General features: G+C 40.5%; 18 protein-coding genes and 1 pseudogene. 15 read left to right on the top strand and 4 right to left on the bottom strand.

What is annotated here, in order from left to right; all coding sequences use genetic code 11:
• Positions 1–95: 95 nt before the first annotated feature.
• The 9 genes from JCM15907_RS10185 (at position 96) to tgt (ending at position 9,161) form a co-directional block, all read left to right on the top strand.
• On the top strand, positions 96–563 hold the full coding sequence (locus JCM15907_RS10185; protein ID WP_051522322.1) for an FHA domain-containing protein: 468 nt from the start codon (positions 96–98) through the stop codon (positions 561–563).
• Positions 564–584: 21 nt separating this feature from the next.
• The gene (gene gmd, locus JCM15907_RS02015) at positions 585–1,736 is read left to right on the top strand and encodes a GDP-mannose 4,6-dehydratase (RefSeq protein WP_025842530.1); all 1,152 of its coding nucleotides are present in this window, start codon (positions 585–587) and stop codon (positions 1,734–1,736) included.
• A gap of 19 nt (positions 1,737–1,755) precedes the next feature.
• On the top strand, positions 1,756–2,850 hold the full coding sequence (locus tag JCM15907_RS02010; protein ID WP_025842519.1) for a GDP-L-fucose synthase family protein: 1,095 nt from the start codon (positions 1,756–1,758) through the stop codon (positions 2,848–2,850).
• A gap of 39 nt (positions 2,851–2,889) precedes the next feature.
• Positions 2,890–4,191, top strand: a complete 1,302-nt coding sequence (locus JCM15907_RS02005; RefSeq protein WP_025842518.1) for an L-cysteine desulfidase family protein — start codon at positions 2,890–2,892, stop codon at positions 4,189–4,191.
• Between the two features lie 271 nt (positions 4,192–4,462).
• A complete protein-coding gene (locus tag JCM15907_RS01995; RefSeq protein ID WP_025842516.1) occupies positions 4,463–5,938 on the top strand; it encodes a hypothetical protein in 1,476 nt (491 codons plus the stop codon).
• 14 nt (positions 5,939–5,952) lie between these two features.
• On the top strand, positions 5,953–7,131 hold the full coding sequence (gene pncB, locus JCM15907_RS01990; protein ID WP_025842515.1) for a nicotinate phosphoribosyltransferase: 1,179 nt from the start codon (positions 5,953–5,955) through the stop codon (positions 7,129–7,131).
• 4 nt (positions 7,132–7,135) lie between these two features.
• Positions 7,136–7,783 (top strand): nicotinate (nicotinamide) nucleotide adenylyltransferase, encoded by a 648-nt coding sequence (nadD, locus tag JCM15907_RS01985; protein WP_242396753.1) that lies wholly within the window; start codon positions 7,136–7,138, stop codon positions 7,781–7,783.
• A gap of 14 nt (positions 7,784–7,797) precedes the next feature.
• Positions 7,798–7,977: a hypothetical protein gene (locus JCM15907_RS01980; RefSeq protein WP_036883959.1), complete on the top strand. Its 180-nt coding sequence runs from the start codon at positions 7,798–7,800 to the stop codon at positions 7,975–7,977.
• Positions 7,978–8,033: 56 nt separating this feature from the next.
• Positions 8,034–9,161: a tRNA guanosine(34) transglycosylase Tgt gene (tgt, locus tag JCM15907_RS01975; RefSeq protein WP_025842512.1), complete on the top strand. Its 1,128-nt coding sequence runs from the start codon at positions 8,034–8,036 to the stop codon at positions 9,159–9,161.
• Positions 9,162–9,366: 205 nt separating this feature from the next.
• Here the strand turns inward: tgt and JCM15907_RS01970 are convergent, their stop codons facing one another.
• From JCM15907_RS01970 to JCM15907_RS01955, 4 genes are all read right to left on the bottom strand, one after another.
• The gene (locus JCM15907_RS01970) at positions 9,367–10,701 is read right to left on the bottom strand and encodes a T9SS C-terminal target domain-containing protein (protein ID WP_025842511.1); all 1,335 of its coding nucleotides are present in this window, start codon (positions 10,699–10,701) and stop codon (positions 9,367–9,369) included.
• 141 nt (positions 10,702–10,842) lie between these two features.
• Complete coding sequence (locus tag JCM15907_RS01965; protein WP_025842510.1) at positions 10,843–11,343, bottom strand: threonine/serine exporter family protein; 501 nt, start codon at positions 11,341–11,343, stop codon at positions 10,843–10,845.
• A gap of 26 nt (positions 11,344–11,369) precedes the next feature.
• Positions 11,370–12,143: a threonine/serine exporter family protein gene (locus JCM15907_RS01960; RefSeq protein WP_025842509.1), complete on the bottom strand. Its 774-nt coding sequence runs from the start codon at positions 12,141–12,143 to the stop codon at positions 11,370–11,372.
• 79 nt (positions 12,144–12,222) lie between these two features.
• Complete coding sequence (locus JCM15907_RS01955; RefSeq protein WP_025842508.1) at positions 12,223–13,308, bottom strand: LptF/LptG family permease; 1,086 nt, start codon at positions 13,306–13,308, stop codon at positions 12,223–12,225.
• Positions 13,309–14,199: 891 nt separating this feature from the next.
• Here JCM15907_RS01955 and JCM15907_RS01940 point away from each other — a divergent pair.
• The 6 genes and pseudogenes from JCM15907_RS01940 (at position 14,200) to JCM15907_RS01915 (ending at position 20,555) form a co-directional block, all read left to right on the top strand.
• Positions 14,200–14,703, top strand: a complete 504-nt coding sequence (locus tag JCM15907_RS01940) for a helix-turn-helix domain-containing protein (RefSeq protein WP_025842506.1) — start codon at positions 14,200–14,202, stop codon at positions 14,701–14,703.
• A 58-nt stretch (positions 14,704–14,761) separates the two neighbouring features.
• Positions 14,762–15,544, top strand: coding sequence for a dihydroorotate dehydrogenase electron transfer subunit (locus JCM15907_RS01935; RefSeq protein ID WP_025842505.1), 783 nt, complete (start codon positions 14,762–14,764; stop codon positions 15,542–15,544).
• The gene (locus JCM15907_RS01930) at positions 15,535–16,455 is read left to right on the top strand and encodes a dihydroorotate dehydrogenase (RefSeq protein WP_025842504.1); all 921 of its coding nucleotides are present in this window, start codon (positions 15,535–15,537) and stop codon (positions 16,453–16,455) included. The genes JCM15907_RS01935 and JCM15907_RS01930 overlap by 10 nt, the downstream gene beginning before the upstream one ends.
• A 317-nt stretch (positions 16,456–16,772) precedes the next feature.
• Positions 16,773–17,356: pseudogene (locus JCM15907_RS10180) on the top strand (L-threonylcarbamoyladenylate synthase).
• 77 nt (positions 17,357–17,433) lie between these two features.
• Entirely contained in the window at positions 17,434–18,756 is a 1,323-nt protein-coding gene (locus JCM15907_RS01920; protein WP_242396752.1) for a sugar transferase, read from the top strand.
• Positions 18,753–20,555, top strand: coding sequence for a chloride channel protein (locus JCM15907_RS01915; RefSeq protein ID WP_025842502.1), 1,803 nt, complete (start codon positions 18,753–18,755; stop codon positions 20,553–20,555). The genes JCM15907_RS01920 and JCM15907_RS01915 overlap by 4 nt, the downstream gene beginning before the upstream one ends.
• Positions 20,556–20,557: the final 2 nt, after the last annotated feature.

The raw sequence follows: 20,557 nt of genomic DNA, 5'->3' as shown, positions 1-20,557 counted from the left end.
TTTTGAACTATAAGAGGAGGAGATTTTCAATTGGCAAAGTATATAGTTTGTCCCTATTGTAAGAAAAGGGTAGAATTAGGCTGATTCGTGCAGCTATGGACAAAAGGGGGCATGTCGAAATGCCCTGTCCTGGATGCAAAAGGCGTTTGGCTTTTTCTCTACCTTCTGCACAAGGCAAAGCATTAGAGGAGACAAAGACAGAAAAAGAGGGTGAACTTTCATCTCAGGAAGTTTTAGCCGAGCTACGCGTGGTCGAAAATATATTTGGCTATGCCGCTGTTTACCCCCTCTTTGAGGGCTTAAATAGGGTGGGCAGATACAATGATAAGCATACCGATTTGGAGGTAGCTATCCGCTCTTCAGACCCCAGTATGGATCGTAATCATACGCTCATCACAGTAACCCTCACACCAGAGGGTACAGAAGCGATTATTATGGATGATGATAGTATGACGGGTACCTTTGTTAATACCCGAGAATTGGATCCTGGAGAGCGCTACACTTTGGTAAGTGGAGATGTTATAACCCTTGGAGCGACCTCTATAATCTACTATCAAAAATAGTATTGCAAAGAGATGAATGGTTTGCGAAAAAAAGCTCTTATTACAGGAGTTACAGGGCAAGATGGAGCCTATTTAAGTGAATATCTTCTCAAAAAAGGATATGAGGTACATGGTCTTAAGCGTCGCTCTTCACTTTTCAATACCGAGCGCATAGATCATCTTTACCAAGACCCTCATGTAGAGCAACAAAACTACTATCTACACTATGCCGACCTTACCGATTCTTCCTGTTTGGTTCGTTTGATAGATCAGATTAGACCGCAGGAAATTTATAATCTGGGTGCCCAAAGTCATGTAAAAGTTAGCTTTGAACTGCCCGAGTATACAGCAGATGTAGTTGGATTAGGTGCCTTGCGTTTGCTGGAAGCTATTCACCTGTTAGGGTTGGAAAAGGAGGTGCGTTACTATCAAGCCTCTACCAGCGAATTATACGGCTTGGTGCAGGAAATACCTCAAAAGGAAACGACTCCCTTTTATCCACGTAGTCCTTATGCTTGTGCAAAACTATTTGCTTACTGGATTACGGTCAATTATCGTGAAGCATATGGAATACACGCGAGTAACGGCATTCTCTTCAACCATGAGTCTCCTATGCGAGGCGAGACCTTCGTTACTCGCAAGATTACACGCTCTGTGAGTCGTATCGTTACGGGGCTTCAAGACAAACTCTTTTTGGGCAATCTTTCGGCACAGAGAGATTGGGGACATGCTAAAGATTATGTGCGATCAATGCACTTAATCCTCCAGCAAGAGCAGCCTGATGACTATGTTATAGCCACAGGAAAAACAACTGAAGTGCGTGAGTTTGTACGTCTTTCGTTTGCCGAAATAGGGTTGACCATCGAGTTTCGAGGTAAGGGATTAGAAGAACAAGGCATACTTATCGCTTGCAATGACACCCTTTTTATAGAACGAGTGGGTATGGAGTATCTTTCGATAGTACACTCTCTATTAGGCAAAGCATTGGTTTTTGTAGACCCTGCTTACTTTAGACCCACTGAGGTAGAACTCCTGCTCGGAGATGCTACTAAGGCAAAAGAGAAACTTTTATGGAAGCCAGAATATACTTTGGAAGATATTGTTGCCGATATGATGGCGCACGATATCCAATTAATGAAACGAGAATCTTACCTCCAGCAGGGAGGTTTCAAAATATGTAACTTCTTTGAGTAAAGGTTTTGGAGCTATGGCAATGGAGCAAGATGCACGCATATATATAGCAGGTCATACGGGGCTTGTAGGCAGTGCTATATACAGGCTTCTTAAAAAGAAAGGGTATACACACCTCATCACCCGATCGCATAAAGAGTTAGATTTGTTGGATAGTGTAGCGGTACGTTGCTTCTTTGAGCGAGAGCGTCCCGAATATGTCTTTTTAGCAGCTGCCTTTGTGGGTGGTATTGGTGCCAATAGTCGCTATCGTGCGGATTTTATCTATAATAATTTAGGAATACAACAGAATGTAATTGGAGAAAGCTTTCGTCATGGTGTGAAAAAGCTCCTTTTCTTGGGAAGTACCTGCATTTATCCGAAAGAATCCCCTCAACCAATCAAAGAAGAATATTTATTGACAGACAGCTTAGAGTACACCAATGAACCCTATGCTATTGCCAAAATAGCAGGGCTAAAAATGTGTGAGAGTTTTAATCTCCAATATGGGTGTAACTATATAGCTGTTATGCCTACTAATCTCTATGGAGAGGGAGACAACTTCCATTTAGAGAATAGCCATGTTCTTCCTGCTATTATGCGCAAAATATACTTGGCACATCTTCTACATAATGGAGAAATAGATACTTTGAGAAAAGACTTAACCTATAGACCCGTTTCGGACTTTAAGGTAACGCCAAAAACCTCTATCGAAGATTGTGTACAACTACTTTCTCCTTTTGGAATTGCGCCTAATAGGGTAGAGCTATGGGGCACGGGGCAAGCACTTAGAGACTTTATGTGGAGCGATGACTTAGCCGAGGTTTCTCTATTTGTAATGAATGAGGTTTCTTTCAAAGACCTTGTCCCAAAAGATGTCTCCGAACCTGTTCGCAACTGTCATATCAATGTGGCTACAGGAGTGGAGTATTCTATTAGAGATATTGCCCATATCATAGCCGAAACAATAGGTTTCAAAGGGTCTATCCTCTTTGATGGTATCCATCCCGATGGTACTTTAAGGAAAAGTGTCGATACAAGTAGACTCGATAGTTTGGGTTGGTCTTACAAGACTCGCTTAGAGGATGGCATACCACTCCTATACAACTGGTACAAAGCAACAATAACAAAACCTTAATTGACGTTAGAAAAAAGATCTTTTTTGAGAAATAAAGCAATGGATATATCAATAGAACAACAGTGTATCGACTTAATAAAGAGCGAAGTTATACCTGCAACAGGATGTACTGAACCCGTTGCCGTAGCCTTAGCCACCGCTAAAGCCTCTGCAGTACTGGGAGAAGAGCCCAAAGAAATAGAGGTGCTTCTTAGTGCCAATATGCTAAAGAATGCGATGGGAGTAGGCATCCCTGGTACGGGAATGATTGGGCTTCCTATTGCCATAGCTCTCGGCATTATAATTGCTGAACCTGAAAAGGAGTTGACCGTTTTGGAAGATTTCTCTAAAGAACAACTTGAGGCAGCTAAACGTTTGGTAGAGAAGAAAATTATTGCTATTAAACTCAAAGAGGGCGAGGTAGACAAGCTCTATATAGAAGTCAATCTGAAGGGAGCGCAACACTCTTCTTCCGTAATAATCCTTTCCAACCACAGGAACATCATCTTTGTGGAGAGGGATAACAAAACTCTTTTCGGAGAGAGAGCCACGCTACTTTCTGCATCTAACAAAGAAGAGTCCAACAAAGAAGAATTGCAACTCTCCTTTGGTATTGTTTACGACTTTGCCACAAAAACGCCTTTAGAGAAGATAGAGTTCATTATGGAGGCTGCTCGCCTCAATCAGGCTGCAAGCGAATACTCTCTAAAAAGCGAGTATGGACATGCTGTGGGCAGAATGATACAAGGAGAGCTTGGTAAGCGTTACCTCGGCACTTCTTCCCTTACCGAAATGCTCACCTATACAAGTGCAGCGTGCGATGCTCGTATGGATGGAGCGCCTGTAACCGTTATGAGTAATTCTGGTAGTGGAAATCAAGGTATTACAGCTACTCTTCCTGTTTTGACCTTTGCTCGTAAGGAGAATAAATCGCACGAAGAAACTGTTCGAGCACTGGTTTTAAGCAACTTAATGGTTATCTATGTAAAGCAAAAGTTAGGACGTCTATCCGCTCTTTGTGGATGCGTGGTAGCGGCAACAGGTTCGAGCTGTGGACTTACCTATTTAATGGGTGGCACTCGTGAGCAAGTGGGTTTTGCAATAAAGAATATGGTGGGTAACATTACAGGGATGCTTTGTGATGGAGCCAAACCAAGTTGTAGTATGAAGGTCTCCAGTGGTGTTTCTACAGCTATGTTTTCTGCATTATTAGCAATGGAGCATAAGGTGGTAACCAGTAATGAGGGGATTGTTGATGACGATGTAGACCGTACCATTGAGAACCTTACAGGGATTGGAAGAGTAGGAATGAACGAAACAGATCGACTCGTTTTAGATATAATGACCAAAAAACAACAATAATAGATTCATAACCAACGTTACTTTCTAAAAGGAAAATAGATGAAAAGAAATACCCCCCACAGATATCTTTATTGGCTTTTGTGAGACTAATGCTCCATAGATGGCCTCTGTTTTTATGTTCTATAATCTTCTTTTTAGGAGTTATATTCGTTTTAGGAAAGAGAACTGTTATTGGAAACTCGGAGTATAAGGTTGGTTTGATGGTTCGCTTTTCCGAGGCTTCGGAAGATAAAATCTTGACAGAAAAGAATCAGCTCTGTTGCTTTGGCGTATGAAACCCGCCTATACTCCTTCTCAAATATATGGCTGGTTGGTATCGGCAGATATCATATATCGTTCAGGATTGAAAGAGGGGTTCGATGTCGAATATTCACAAAAGAATTTTTGGGGGAGATTTGACGTGTATAACAATATGCCTATTCGCCTTTTCTTCCTCGATGCCAAGGATATGGATACTTTTTCCTTAGACCTTCTTCTTTCTGAGGGAAAGGCTAAATTGTCCAACTTTAGAGGAACCTTCAGGGGGCAAGAAATAAATATTGCGCATGAGTGTACAATAGAGGGGGTTGGACAAATCGCTGATACCCCTTTTGGTCGCGTGCTTATGGCAGATAATCCTGGTAGTGACGAGTACGATAGAACACCTCTTAACTTAGCTCAAACAATTAATGTACATCGCCTAAGAGGAATTGATATAAGGGCTAAGTATGACTGGGATATGAACCTCTCCTTGCATCATGGTACCGTATTTACCCTAAAAATTAAAACATCGGGCTCTCAACGTCGCTCTTATCAAGTATTATCAGCTATGTTGGAAGAGTGCAACGAGGTAGTACGTCGTCATATCATGGAAGATTTAACCAAAGAACATCAACTTTTACAGGCTTCCATTGATTCAATTGCTTCTCCCTTTACGACCTCTCTTTCTCCAGAAGTCAAGAGAGAACAGAAAAAAATATTTGAAGAATATTTGGCTCAAAATATTGCCAATCAAGGAATTGCTATGTATGAGCGTATGATAGAGGTTACCGACCCTCCTATGATACAACCAGCTCCTCCGGGAAATTTTTATGTAAAACTAATACTACTACTTCTCGCCATTGTAATTCCAATAGGAATTATATACTTAATATGGAGCTATCGAAATACTATACTGGAAAAAACTCAGCTTTCAAAGTTCTGGAAAAAGACCATGCCTCTCTCCTTTACATCTAAGGGAGGAGCTTGTACAGACTCGACCATAGATACTCTTTTGTATCGCATTAATGAAGACTTCAAATTAAAAACGTCTTCTTTAGAGGAGTACCGATTACCCAATAAAAGTATTATTTTGACCACTCCTACCCCAACCAAGGAGGCAAACTATTGGATTGAAAAAATTGTAGAAGCCTTCCAATCAACAGAACGAACAGTGCGCGTTATAGAATTACAAAATTCAGACAGTACAAAGACTTATCCTAACAGCCACACTATAATGTTAAGAACAGGATATTTAATGTCTGATGCTTTTGTACAGGATGTGTCTCTCTTAGCTGAAGAAAAGGCGAAAGAAGTCATCTCTCTGTTTATCGTACCTTCTGATAAAGTGGCTTTGTTACAGAAAGAAGCAAGTACGACTATTGTACTCTTGATTGCAGAAAAGACTAAAATGGAAGATTTGTGTGCATTAGAAGAAGAAATTGTAAACACCTCTTCGTCTCTCAATTCTATACATACAATGTGGATTGAAAAACGATTATATTTCTAAATCTATCTACAACCATGCCCATTATTAATAGCCTTCTTGATACGGATCTCTATAAGTTTACAACGGGATATGCTTATGCCAAGTTATTCCCTTATGCTTTTGGGCATTTTAAGTTTATAGATCGTAACAATCGTGTTTATCCCAAGGGGTTTGATAGCCTATTGCGTCGAGAAGTAGAGGCTATGTCTCAAATTGTTTTATCGGAAGAAGAGGCTACCTTTATCTCTTCTCGTATGCCCTATATACCACCCACTCACATTGATATGCTACGAGGATTTCGCTTTAATGCGGAAGAATTGTCAATTAGGTTGGACAAAGAGGGACATTTGGAGATAGATGCCATTGGTCCTCTTTACAGAGTAACGCTTTGGGAAACTCCAATTCTCGCTTTAGTTAGCCAGCTGTATTATGAGCAGTTGGGCATAGAGCCTGATACCGAAACTCGAAATAGAGCTATTGAAAAAGCAAAGAAATTGGAAGTAGAACATTTGGATTTCTCGCTTTTTGGTATGCGTCGTCGCTTTAGTTATGAAGTTGAAGACGAAGTTACCCGTATCATGAAAGAGTATGCCCCCAATCATTTTTTTGGCACAAGTAATGTCCATTTTGCTCATAAGTATGGGTTGAATGTATCGGGGACCCATCCTCATGAATGGATACAGTTTCACGGTGCGACTTATGGGTATAAAATGGCCAATTACATGGCAATGGAAAATTGGATTAACGTATATGATGGAGATTTGGGAACAGTTCTGACCGACACCTATACGACCGATGTTTTTCTGAGCAACTTTAGTAAAAAACACGCACTCTTATATACTAGTTTACGGCACGATAGTGGAGATCCTTTTCAGTTTGTTGAAAAAGCTATTGCTCGCTACAAAGAACTAAGGGTAGACCCTAAGATTAAGTATATAATCTTTTCGGATGGACTTAATGTCGATAGAGCGGTTGAAATCAAGAACTATTGTGCAGACCGTATTCGTTGTTCGTTTGGAATAGGGACTAATTTAACGAATGATACGGGTGCGGAACCTTCTAATATCGTTATGAAACTATGGCGCTGTAAGATGACCGAAAAAGAGCCTTGGAGACAGTGTGTTAAACTTAGCGATGCCAAGGGAAAGTATACAGGAGAGGGTAGTGAGATAGATTTAGCTTGTCGTACATTGGACATTAATACGAAGGATTGACAGAATGGGAGTTCATTCTATAAATAGAGCCTCTACAAGAGGAATGTATGCTCAAGAAAATCTTACTTCAGTAGCCGTTTTTGCAGGTACATTCGACCCTATTCATATCGGACACACAGCATTGGCTAACTATCTATTAACCGAAGATTTCGGATTCGATGAACTTTGGTTCGTACCAGCTATGCAAAATCCGTTGAAAGCACATCACTCTTTATTGGATTTCGATGCTCGATGTCGATTGATACAAGCCACAATCAAGGGAGATACTCGCTTTCGTTGCTGTCCTATAGAGGAGACGTTACCAGCTCCTTACTATACTATTCACACTATTTTGGCTCTTCAAAAGCAGTATCCCGACCACAGATTTACTCTTCTTGTCGGAGCGGACAACTGGGCTTGCTTTGATAAGTGGTATCGTTGGGAGGCATTATTAGATCTGCTACCCGTGGTTGTTTACCCACGCCATGGCTTTGGTTTTGATGCTTCCCTTTCCTCAAAAGTTGTTTATGCCATAGATGCCCCTTTTATAGAAGTCTCTTCTACTAAAATAAGAGAAGCGTTGTTAGCAGGCAGAGATTTGCGCTATTGGTTACCTCGTCCTGAACTTTTTGAAGAGGTCAAAAAGCATATGTTGCCTAAAGTATCTATTTGATAGCTCTTTTTTGTATGCGTTCTCCTCGAAAAAAGCTCTCCACCTCTCAAATTGTAGCCCTCACTTTCTGTTGGGTTATCCTCGTACTAATGGTACTTTTCTATGCCCAACTTAATTTCTTTACTATCTTTTCAATTATCGTATCGGGCATTTTGGTCTTCGTGCCTATTTATAAGCAACGGAGGAAACCCTAATTTGTCTCTGTATAGTTCTATCTCTATTTCCTGCAAAAAAGGGTAACTTTGCGCTCATGAAATACGAGATATTAGCCAAAGACCCTCTATCTTCGGCACGAACGGGTCTTATTACTACAGAGCATGGCACAATAGAAACACCCATATTTATGCCCGTTGGCACAGCTGGAGCCGTGAAGGCTCTGACTATGGAACAGGTAGAAGCTACCCAAGCACAAATCATATTAGGCAATACCTATCACTTATACCTTCGCCCTGGTTTGGATATTTTACGCCAAGCAGGGGGATTACATCAATTCGGCACTTGGAAGAAACCTATTCTTACCGATAGTGGCGGTTTTCAGGTCTATTCGTTGGCACATCGTCGTAAGATTACGGAAGAGGGGGTAACATTTGCTTCGCACATAGACGGCTCTCGTCATCTCTTTACACCAGAGAGAGTTATGGAAATCGAGCGCATCATCGGGGCAGATATTGTAATGGCATTTGACGAATGTTGCCCAGGCGATGCTTCGTACCAATATGCTCTAAACTCTTTGAATATTACGGAACGATGGCTAAATCGATGCTGGGAGGCCTTCTCTCATAGTGAGCCTCTGTATGGCTATCAACAATCTCTCTTCCCTATCGTACAGGGCTGTGTTTATCCAGACTTGCGTCGAAGAGCTGCAGAAAATATAGCTTGTTTGGGAGCGGATGGCAATGCTATTGGAGGCTTGGCAGTAGGAGAACCAACAGAGAAAATGTACGAAATGATAGAAGTTACCAACGAGATACTTCCCGAAGATAAACCCCGTTACTTGATGGGAGTAGGAACTCCCGTCAATCTATTAGAGGCTATAGAACGAGGGGTAGATATGTTCGATTGTATTATGCCTACCCGCAATGGTCGTAATGGTCAACTGTTTACCCGCAATGGGATTATAAATATCAAGAATGCTAAATGGAAAGATTGCTTTGAACCGATAGAGTTGGGAGGTGCCTCTTCTATTGATGAGCGTTATACGCTTGCTTATTTGCACCACCTTTTCAAAGCAGAGGAGATAACAGGGCTAACACTCGCTTCAATACACAATGTCTCTTTTTATATCAAGTTAATGGCAGAGGCTCGAGAAGCCATCAAAAAAGGGCAATTTACCCAATGGAAAACCTCTATGATACCACAACTTCAAAAGCGTTTATAATACATTGCTTGAGAGGAAAGAAGTAGACTGAAGACCGTTACACAAGCTCTAAAGAACAGAGCAACTCGTGTAGCGGTCTTTTTTCATCGACAGAGGAATGAGTTTTATATGTAAAAGTCAAAGTATTCGGTAGTGTCCCCAAAAAAGAAAGAACTAATCTTGCACTCATTTTCAGATACTAACTCGCAGTTCCTATGTTTTTCCATCAAAGTGTAGGCATTTGCTGCTGCAAATCAGTTTGTAAGATATTGATATGACCTTTCAAGTCATACTTTTTTCCATCTGCTCCCTCGGCTCGAATTATATAGTAGTAAACGCCACCTTCTACCCAACGCCCATTATAAGTGCCATCCCAGCCCTCATTTGGGTCGTTCCATCGGTAGAGAAGATTGCCCCATTCGGTGAAGATACTCGCCTCGAACTTAACGATTGACTTGTGTACAACTCGAAAAATATCGTTTACTCCAGGAGAAGAATTAGGACTAAACGCATTAGGAACTTCCAGCTGAGAGGTTTGTATATAAAGTGTTACAGGCTCTGCAGCGACTTGGCAGGTAGCCGTTTGTGAAGAGGCTTCGAGAATCACCGTATATCCCCCAGCTTGCTCAAATCGATGCACTGTGCTAAGCCCATTATACTGCATAACAATAGGAGCATCTTTGCTCACCTGATTGCCCTGCACAATACGCCAAGATACTAAAGTCGAAGAAGGCGCATTAACAATAGCTTCCATCTGAAGTTCAACAGGGGCAGAAAGTTCTTTGCCCCAGCCCTCTACTTCTTTTCCATTTAACTTATAATGAGGGTGTATCTCCAGTCGATTGGGAGCAAGAGTTGGAGTCGTAACCACTTTCTGCTGTATTCCCAGTAGCTCTGTATAGTCATCTCCTTTAACGCTATACGTAGTGTTTTTTAGAGAAGAGATAAAAGAAAGTCCTCCCTCTTTTTGTTCTACTTGAAGCGTGGTTTCTTTCGGTATGAACTTCTTCTCTGTAGCATCGTAGAGTAAATCATCGAAATGAACTATGAATTTGCGCTTTATAGGTATCAAATCACCCTTAGGAGAGAAGCAATAAAAATCTTGAAAAGGGGTAGAAGCCGTAATTTGTACTTGCTGACAGGGTGCCTCTGGAGCATAGAAAATTGATAATCCCTCTGTGGGAATAGGGTAGCGTCGATAGTCTACCAACCAAAAGTAAAAGACTTCCGATGGGGTAGTACGCTCTACAATGTAGCCTCTATCCAAGGGAGCATTAGGTATATTCCACACTCCATTACTGAAGGTTGCACCCATTACTGCCTCATATTCGTCGGCTTGTTGCTTATAACTTTTAATAACATCAGTACTCTTGCCCTCTATACGGAGGGTAAAAGAGCCATCTTGAGGATAGACCATATAGACGTTTATCCCAGCACCAGGAGCGACTACTTCTACCTTAGTAGAAGCTGCACCCTCAAAGGTTAGCTGCGCACTGCTATATCCTTTACTCCAGAGTACGGAGAGGGTAACTATAATAACTGTTTTAGTCCAATTTTTCATCTGTATAGAGTGCTTAAGAGAATGTTTTTGTAGTGAAGTTCTATGTGATAGAAGGTATATTCTGAATACTTTAGCCTATTTCGTAAAGTCTCCCAAAAGAGGTTCAATATTACCTTTTTGGGAGACGTACACAATCGTTCTTTAATACTTCTTTCTTCGAGAAAGCGTGTAGGAGGATTTGTGCAAGAGAAAGACAGGAAGTATAGACCCGATACCCAAAACCAATAGAACAGTAATTGCGATTGTAAAGTTGGTAAGATAGTCTTGCATATACTGTACCGAGAGGATAGGGTCTTTATGATGAATGACAAAGCGTACTAAGCTAAGCACTGCATTGTAGGCATACATTCCAGGAATCATCGGAAGTAGAGCGGGAATGTAGAGTACTGTCATCGGACAATGTACCCACCATCGACCAAAGATATAGCTACCAAAGCCTATCAAAATAGCCGCTATAAGAGAGGCTCCAACAATATCAGTATGAAGATGGTGCATCATATACCAACGGATAGCGTGCCCCAATGCTGCCAAAACAACAATCGGGGGAAAAGCTCGACGTGGAGGCACCGAGACCGCCGCAAATCCTACGGCTGCCATGCCTGCAAAGAAAGCATCAGAGAGAAATCCTATTAAAGTATCCATAGTTGTACTTGCTAAGGGTAAAGATGTTAAGAAACGGAACCAGTAGTTAATAGTAACGTTATAGCCATACCTGAAGAGATACTTAACACGATAAGTCCCCCTTGTATGAGACGAGAAACTCCCGATAGTGTGTGCCCCTCTACAATATCAATAATCCCATTGATAAGAGGTACCCCCGGGATAAGGTAAAGCACTGAGGTTGCCACCGCTGTAGCACTTGTCAAAGTAGGCAAGATATGTCCTCCCAAGACTGCCATCCCCGAAGAGACCGTGGCAGCAAGTGTAATAGCTATGTAAAGGTTGATTTGCTTTTTCACGACAAAGTGACGAGTATAGAAACCCATGGCCGTAGCAATAGCCACAATTAACATAGAAAGATAATCTCCCTCAAAGAGTCTACAAAAACACGCATTCGAAAGAGATATAAGCAACCAAGCCACCCAAAAAGGTTGTCGATTAGAGCGAAGGAGTATCTCGTCGTAACGCTGTTTGGTCTCATCTATGTTCAAAGAGCGGTCATGTACTTCCCAACTAAGGGCACTTAACTCTGAGTTCAGAAAGAACTTGATTGGTTTATGGGGTACATCTATAACTTCGGTTATAGACTCTCCTGTTTCTATATTGCGCACGGTGAGAGTCATCGTTTTCATTGATAGATTGAGGTGAACATCTGTCCCCAAAGAGAGTCCTATACGTTTAGTATTACGCTCTGTACGAGAGGTATGTACCCCAGAGCCTAATAAACAGGCGGCATACTCTGCAAGAAAACTGCTGACTTCTTTTAATTCGCGGTACTTCATAAATGTTTGTGATAAATATTTTGTGGAGATAGGTATTCCTATTATATATGGTATAAATCTTCTTACCTTAAGAAACGAATCACCTTGGAGCTTTTGTATACAAGTAGAGAGCTATTAAGGCATAAATCGCATTGGGCAATTGAGCCGCAACAATAGGGGAAAGAGAGCCTGATGCAGAGAAAGTCGAGGCAATAGTCATAAACAATATGTAAGAGACACTTAAGGCTATACCCAAAGCCAAAGAGAGCCCCATGCCTCCTCTGCGTTTGCGTGAAGAAAGCGACACGCCTATTAGGGTCAATATAAAGGCTGCGGGAATGGAGGCATAGCGTTTGTGAAGCTCTATTTCTAACAACTTGATGTTGGAGGCCCCTCGCTGTTTTAGTTCTTTAATGTGACTATGAAGTTCGGGAGTTGTGTAAGTCTCTGCTCCAATAGAAGAGATTAGAAAGTCTCTCGGTTGCAGATGTATCAAGGTGTCAAGAGAAGAGCCTCTCTCTAAAGAGTCACGTACTCTACCATAATGCGTTATCGTATAATCACTCAAACGCCATTGGTAGAGAGTATCGTATTCAATTTCCTTGGCTGTGAGTCGGCTTTGTAGGGTATTGTCTTGAAAGTAATCCAATACGAGATTATTGCCCTTCTTACGATCACTATTATAGTAATGGATATAGGCATAAATGTCAGGTTCTACTTCGAGTTGGATGCTTGAAGCCTCTTTTACCAATTTGTTTTTAATGTATTTGTCTTGAAACTTAGTACGTACAGCATTACCAGGGGGGATAATGAAACTACTAAGAAGAAAAGAGAAAACAGCTATCACAGCAGCCGAAAACATATAGGGGCGCAGTAGTCGATTAAAACTCACTCCACTCGAAAGCATAGCAATAATCTCTGTCTTTTCTGCCAGTTTGGTCGTAAAAAAGATTACTGCCAAGAATACAAAAAGTGAGCTAAATAAATTGGCGTAATAGGGTACAAAGTTGATGTAGTAGTGAAAAATGATTTCGTACAGCGTACAGTCAGGTTTTAGAAAATGAGAAATCTTTTCATTGATGTCAAATACTACTGCAATAGAGAGAATTAGTAAAATCGAAAAAAAGAAAGTTCCCAGAAATTGCTTAATAATATAGCGATCTAACGTGTTAAATATGGGTTTCATTATTGTTTACTAACCTCTACTTCTTACTAGAGCAAAGATAGCAGTTTTCACACGTATAGATTCTACTTATATAGGAGAGGAGGGCAATTTCTTCGAGAAAGGGAAGAGTTAATCCTCTCCTCTTTAGCTTCTAAAAGGGTCAATGGTTTGCCCATAAAGGACTAATGCTTTTGTCCCAAAGGGTTAATGAATAGAGAAAAAAGCATTAATGGTTTTGAGGAATAGGGAGAGACTTCCTGCCCGTAATAGAGAGCGATGCTTGATGAGAGCTTTGCCAAGTCTTGTAAAAAGGTCTTCTTATTACTTTTTAGTAGTGGGATGTATGCTCTTGAGATAATGTGTGACAGAATTACCAATTACAAATATTTATTCCCAAAACGGCTATTTGAATTCACAAACAAAAAGTGGTCATTTTACTATATCACACACCATTTAGATTCACAAATCGTAATCAATCCTCTTGAAAATTCAATTTTATTTATCACAATGAAGGTGTAGAATTTCTCATTCGCAATTACGAATAAATATTTTCACAAATAACAAACGAAAATACAATCAACACTATTAGTTTCAACAATAACCTTGAAATACAAACAATTACATATAAATACAAAAGAAAAATATAGATATAGAGGATAGGGTAGGGCATTTGTATCCAAAAAGATATAAGCAAATTATACTATTAGGTACAATACACTAATAAACAAAAACTTATGCTACAAACAAAGAATTCGCTAAAGAATTATTTGCGAGAAAACTACAATATTTCGAGAGTCTAAATTCAGTTTTTCTACTATTCCTCCTTTATATATTTTCATCTCTACTATTTTCATTCATGATTACAAATTGTATATTTGCAATTAGAAAAAAGGCTTTTTAGAGAATGACATTATGGCAGATTTTATTACTCAATTTGATGAGATTACTCTTCGAATAAAGACAATGATTGAAAAGTTAGATATTACCCCTGCAACCTTTGCGGATAAGGCAAATATTCAGCGAAGCACATTGAGCCAGATACTCTCAGGTAAAGTGAAGCCCTCTTTAGAGATATTGAACCGTATCTCTGTAGCTTTTCCCGAATACGACCGAATTTGGCTTTTTTTTGGTGAAATAAACTCTTCATCCCCAAAAAACGATTTTTCAGATAGTTTATTCTCTTCCGACTCCTTTGATACGACAGACACTTCTTTAAGCTCTCAATTCAGTGGCGAAGTAAACCGATCGCACAAGATGTTTCCCAAAGAAGAGTACTCTTTAGTAACTTCGGAACAACTCTCCCTCCTTGTAAGGGATACTCTCAAAGCTACCACAGAAGAGAATCAACGGAAGATAGAAGAAATAAAAATTTTCTATACAGACGGAAGTTTTGAATCTTTTGTTAGGAAAGAATAACCCTAACGGAAACCTTATTGTACCTTTGTAGTACACGAAAAGGGAATTTGTATTTCAGATGAAAAAGTTTATCCTAAAGGGAACCGTCGTAGAGAATAGATCTCTCAATGATAGTTACTATCTTCTTAGAGTCGTTATTGCCCCAGAGGTATTAAAACAGGGCTTTTTACCCTTGCCTGGGCAATTTGTACAGGTGGAGGCAGATGTATCGGGGGCTTTTCTACGGAGACCGATATCAGTATGTGACTTTAACGAGCATAAAGGACTCTTAGACCTCCTTGTGCAAAAAGTCGGTATTGCTACTCATCAATGGGCAGATTACGGGCAGGGCGCATCAATAGATTTGATTGCCCCCTTAGGTAAAGGTTTTACTTTGGAGTCTGGATGGGTAGGCACTTCTCCTTTATTGGTGGGAGGTGGTGTTGGGATAGCCCCTTTATTGTATCTCTCTAAACGACTTTCTCAGCAGGGGATAACTCCCAATATACTATTGGGGGCGCGAACAAGCGATTTGATTGTATTGGAAGAAGAGTTTGCCCAATATGGTCGTCTTTTCTATACAACAGAAGATGGTTCCAAGGGAGAGCGAGGTTTTGTTACCAATCACTCTGTTTGGCAATGTAAACATTCATCTATTTTCACCTGTGGTCCACTACCTATGATGAAGGCTGTAGTTGCACTTGCTAAGAAAGATGATTATCCTTGTGAAGTCTCTTTGGAAAATAGAATGGCTTGTGGTATAGGAGCTTGTCTGTGCTGTGTAGAAAAGACCACAGAAGGGCATCTATGCGCTTGTACAGAAGGACCTGTATTCAATAGAGAAAAGTTATTATGGAACTAAAGACATCTGTTAATTTAGGTAAGGGATTATACCTCAATAATCCCATAATGACTGCTTCGGGTACTTTTGGTTATGGAGAAGAGTATGCCGACTTTTTAGATATTAATGAGTTAGGCGGGATTGTCGTAAAGGGTACAACGCTTTTACCCAGAGAGGGTAATCCTTATCCTCGTATGGCAGAAACTCCGTCAGGAATGCTCAATGCCGTAGGACTTCAAAACAAAGGCGTTGACTATTTTGTATCACATATCTATCCTCGGATAAAAGATTATAAAACAGCCGTTTTAGTTAACGTAAGTGGTTCTCAAATAGAAGATTACAGAGAGACAGCGCACAAAATAGATGCTTTAGAATCAATTCCTGGGATAGAACTCAATATATCTTGTCCCAATGTCAAAGAGGGAGGGATGGCTTTTGGTGTTACTGCCAAAGGAGCGTACGAAGTAGTAAAAAATGTGCGAGAAGTTTACTCTAAGCACTTGATGGTAAAGCTTTCTCCCAATGTTACAGACATAACAGAGATTGCCCTTGCTGTTGAAGAGGCTGGAGCTGATAGTATCTCCCTCATTAATACATTATTGGGGATGGCTATTGATGCCGAGACCAGGCGTCCTATTCTCTCTACTATAACGGGAGGTTTATCGGGTCCATGTGTCAAGCCAATAGCTCTGCGTATGGTTTGGCAAGTGGCTCAAAAAGTTAAAGTACCTGTGGTGGGTATGGGTGGTATTGCGACTATATCTGATGTTGTAGAGTTTCTTTTAGCTGGAGCTTCGGCTGTACAAGTAGGTTGCTACAATTTTATTGATCCATCTATATCAGGAGCTTTGGTACACGAACTAAAGACTTATATGAATAGGCACCATATAAATTCTATTGACCAACTTATCGGAGCTCTTGAGACCTCCTAACCAAAACATGAGATAAAACCTCCTTATGAGTATTTCTATGCACACATATCTATAATGAGTATTATGTTTAATAATAAATAAGAGAGAGGATTCTTCAGTTCTAACAAAAAGCCTCTTTTTATGATTTACCCCCTCCCTATTACATGATAGGAAATCCCACAAAGTTTTTATCAATGCAAAGAAGATTGGGTTGGGAATAAAGTTGGACACAGATATTATTCGGAGTTCTAGTTCTAATAGGTACACACGACCTATTTATTATAGTTTATAAAAAGAGTATTTTTGTACACATAGATTTTCTAATTAGCTAAAAAGAGATGGAATCTTTACCCAAAGATTACAAAGATGCGGTGCGAAAGGCTGCCGAGATTATAAAAAAAGGAGGTGTAATTCTCTACCTACCGACACAATTTGGGGCTTAGGTTGTGATGCTACTAACGAGCAAGCTGTACAGAGAATTTATCAGATAAAAAAGCGAGCAGAGAGTAAATCAATGCTAATTTTGATTGATACCGATGCAAAACTTCCAGGCTTAATGGAGGAGGTGCCTTTTATAGCTTACGACCTCATAGATGCAGCCATCAAACCTCTGACTATTATCTATCCCAAAGGGCGCAACGTAGCACCCTCTTTGCTCCCAGAGGAGCGTACAATAGGTATTCGTATCACACAAGAAACTTTTTCACAAGCTCTCTGTAAGGCTATACGAGTTCCCTTAGTTTCTACCTCTGCTAACATTTCAGGCGATCCCTCTCCTACTACTTTTTCTGAGATTTCGGACGAAATAAAGGAGGCTGTAGATTACGTCGTACCTATACGTCAGCAGGAAACAGAACCTGCCAAGGCGAGTGAAATAATTGCCTTAGGCATACATGGCGAAGTTAAAATCATTCGTTCATGACTCGTAAAAGCAAGTTTCGGCTTTTTTATCTTATAGCAGATACCTTTTCTATACTGATAGGTACCCTACTTCTCAATATGATTCGATTCTATTGGGAAGATCCTAATGGTGTTTGGGCGACCTTGGGAAGTTACCTGTTTAATACAAAAAGTTACCTCGTATATTTTTCCCTTTGGCTTTTTTGGCTACTCCTATTCACTCTATCAGGCTACTATAACAAGCCTCTAAATAAGAGTCGTATCGAAGATGTGTGGACAACTTTTTCAACAGTACTTTTAGGTACAGGAGTCGAATTTTTGCTTCTGGTAGTAGACGATCAGGTACACGATACCCGAGTCTATCTACAACTCTACCTTCTACTCTTACTTAGTACATTCTTTTTAGTGTACCTCTTTCGTTTTGGGGTAACACGTTACGCCATCCACCAGAGAGGGAGAAAAGAATTTTGGCCTAAAGTACTCCTCGTAGGAACGAGAGAGCAGGTAGAAAAAGTGGCTGAAGCCTCGCACGAAATGCGTTTTATTGTCCAGCAACAGCTCTTCTTTGAAGATTATTACCGAGAAGATGGGAAAACATTGTCCTTAGAGGAAATTGACAAAGCTGTTGCCTTAATCTTCAAGAGTGCCCCACCCTCCGAAATATACTTAGCTTCTACCCAAGAAGAAAGTTCCAATGTAGGACATCTTCTTTACAAACTCTATCCCTATCGCACCCCTATTAAGATTACAGCAGAAGGTATGATGCCTTTGCCTTTTATCGAAACTACTTTTTTGCAAGGCATCCCTCTCGTAGATGTTACGGAAACCAAAATGAGCGAGGGGGCAAAAAATATAAAATGGTGTTGGGATCGAGTGGTCTCTTTCCTTCTTTTAATGGTACTAAGTCCATTGTTTCTATTTCTTTCCATTCTTGTACGTAAGTCTTCTAAAGGACCTGTATTCTTTGCTCAAGAACGCATTGGCAAGAGAGGTAAGCCTTTTAAGATTTATAAGTTTCGTACTATGTATGTAGATAGCGAAAAGAATGGACCTCAGTTAAGTTATGATGGAGATAGACGCATTACCCCCATTGGACGTGTGCTGAGAAAATATCGTTTGGACGAGTTGCCTCAACTTTTTAATGTCCTAAAAGGGGATATGAGCTTTGTAGGACCTCGGCCAGAACGGCAATTTTATATTGATTTATTAGTAGATAAAGCCCCCTATTACTATCTGCTGCACAATGTACTCCCGGGGATTACTTCATGGGGGATGGTACGCTATGGGTATGCCTCTAATTTAGATGAGATGACCGAGAGACTTAGATACGATTGGTTATACTATGGAAATATGTCGTTAAAAATGGACTTAACGGTACTTTTTTACACAATAAGTGTTTTACTAAAAGGAGCGGGTAAATGAAGAAAAAGAAGATTATGCAACAGCTCTCTTCTTTGTTGATGCGTTTTATTTTTTGGAGAGAACGCACCATAAAAGAGCGTTACTTTGTTCTTATAGTTAGTTTCATAGTAGGAGTTGCCACAGCTCTTGCCGCTACCCTACTCAAAGAGTTAGTACACTTCTTACAGCATCAAGTAACAAACGCGGCCATTGAGCGCAACTATCTCTATCTCATATTCCCTCCTATCGGGATTTTGGTTACAGCTATGATTGTGCGCTATGTGGTGCGTGACGATATTAGTCATGGAGTTACTAAAATATTGATAGCTATATCTCAACGAAAGAGTCGTATCAAGCCCCATAATATGTGGTCTTCTATTCTCTCCAGTTCTATTACTATTGGGCTAGGGGGGTCAGTCGGAGCGGAGTCTCCTATCGTACTTACAGGGGCAGCAATAGGTTCCAATTTGGGAAGATTGTTTCGTTTGGAACAACGCAATCTAATGCTTTTAATTGGCTGTGGTGCTGCCGGAGCCATTGCTGGTATTTTCAAAGCTCCTATTACAGGGCTGGTGTTCGTTGTCGAAGTACTACTTTTAGACTTAACACTAACCAGTGTATTACCTCTGCTTACAGCCTCTGTTACATCTGCTTCATTGGCGTATATCATGACAGGTTCCAAAGCAATGTTTAGCTTTTACCAGAGTGATCCTTTCGTATCTTCTCGTATACCTTATGCTATCCTTTTGGGTATCTTTTGTGGATTAATAGCTCTCTACTTTTCCAAGCTCATGTTTTATCTTGAGCGACGCCTAAAACAGGTCAAATTATACGGCTATCGATTCTTGGTGTCCGCCATTATATTAAGTCTTTTAATTGTTCTTTTTCCCCCTCTCTATGGAGAGGGTTATAATACAATTAACTCTCTTCTCTCTGGGCAATATCCAGCTATATTGGATGGTAGCTTCTTCTCTTCTTGGAGCGATTCTTATTGGGCAGTCTTTGCCTTTCTTGCTCTTATTCTTCTATTCAAAGTATTTGCCTCTGTGGCGACTAACTCAGGAGGAGGATGTGGCGGGCTCTTTGCTCCTACCCTCTTTGTTGGGGCGTTGAGCGGATTTGTCTTTTCGTATGTACTCAACTACTTTTCTTTCATCAAAGAATATCTTCCTCAAAAGAATTTCACGCTTATGGGTATGGCAGGTATGATGTCCGCCGTCATGCACGCTCCTCTAACAGGGGTATTTCTCATAGCCGAACTGACAGGAGGGTATAATCTCTTTTTACCCTTTATGCTCGTCTCTCTAAGTTCCTATCTTACAATTCGCATCTTTATGCCTCATAGTATCTACTCTCTCCGCCTTGCCGAGCAGGGTAAGTTGGTAACACACCAAAAGGACAAAGCAGTTTTAACGCTTATGAATTTAGATAGTGTTATAGAGACGGAGTTTAGAACCGTAAACCCTGAAATGAGCTTAGGAGATGTCGTTCAAGTAATAGGCAATAGTAAGCGCAATGTTTTCCCTGTCGTGGATACTAATAATGTCCTTCAAGGTATTGTACTTTTGGACAATATTAGGAACATCATGTTCCGTCCCGAACTGTACGACCGGATGCATGTTTCTAAATTTATGGTCTCTCCTCCTGGAAAAATAGTTTCTACTATGACTATGGATGTTATTATGCAACTATTCGATGAGACCAAAGCGTGGAACTTGCCTGTTATAGACGAGAATGGATGCTACTTAGGCTTCGTTTCTAAGTCGAAAATTTTCAACACCTACAGAGAAGTACTCACACAGCTCTCTCAGGGAGATTAAAC

The organism is Porphyromonas gingivicanis JCM 15907 (assembly GCF_000614585.1).
In the GTDB taxonomy this organism is placed as follows: Bacteria; Bacteroidota; Bacteroidia; order Bacteroidales; family Porphyromonadaceae; genus Porphyromonas; species Porphyromonas gingivicanis.
Note: the sequence above shows the minus strand (reverse complement) of the source record. Positions and strands in the feature narration are given on the sequence as shown.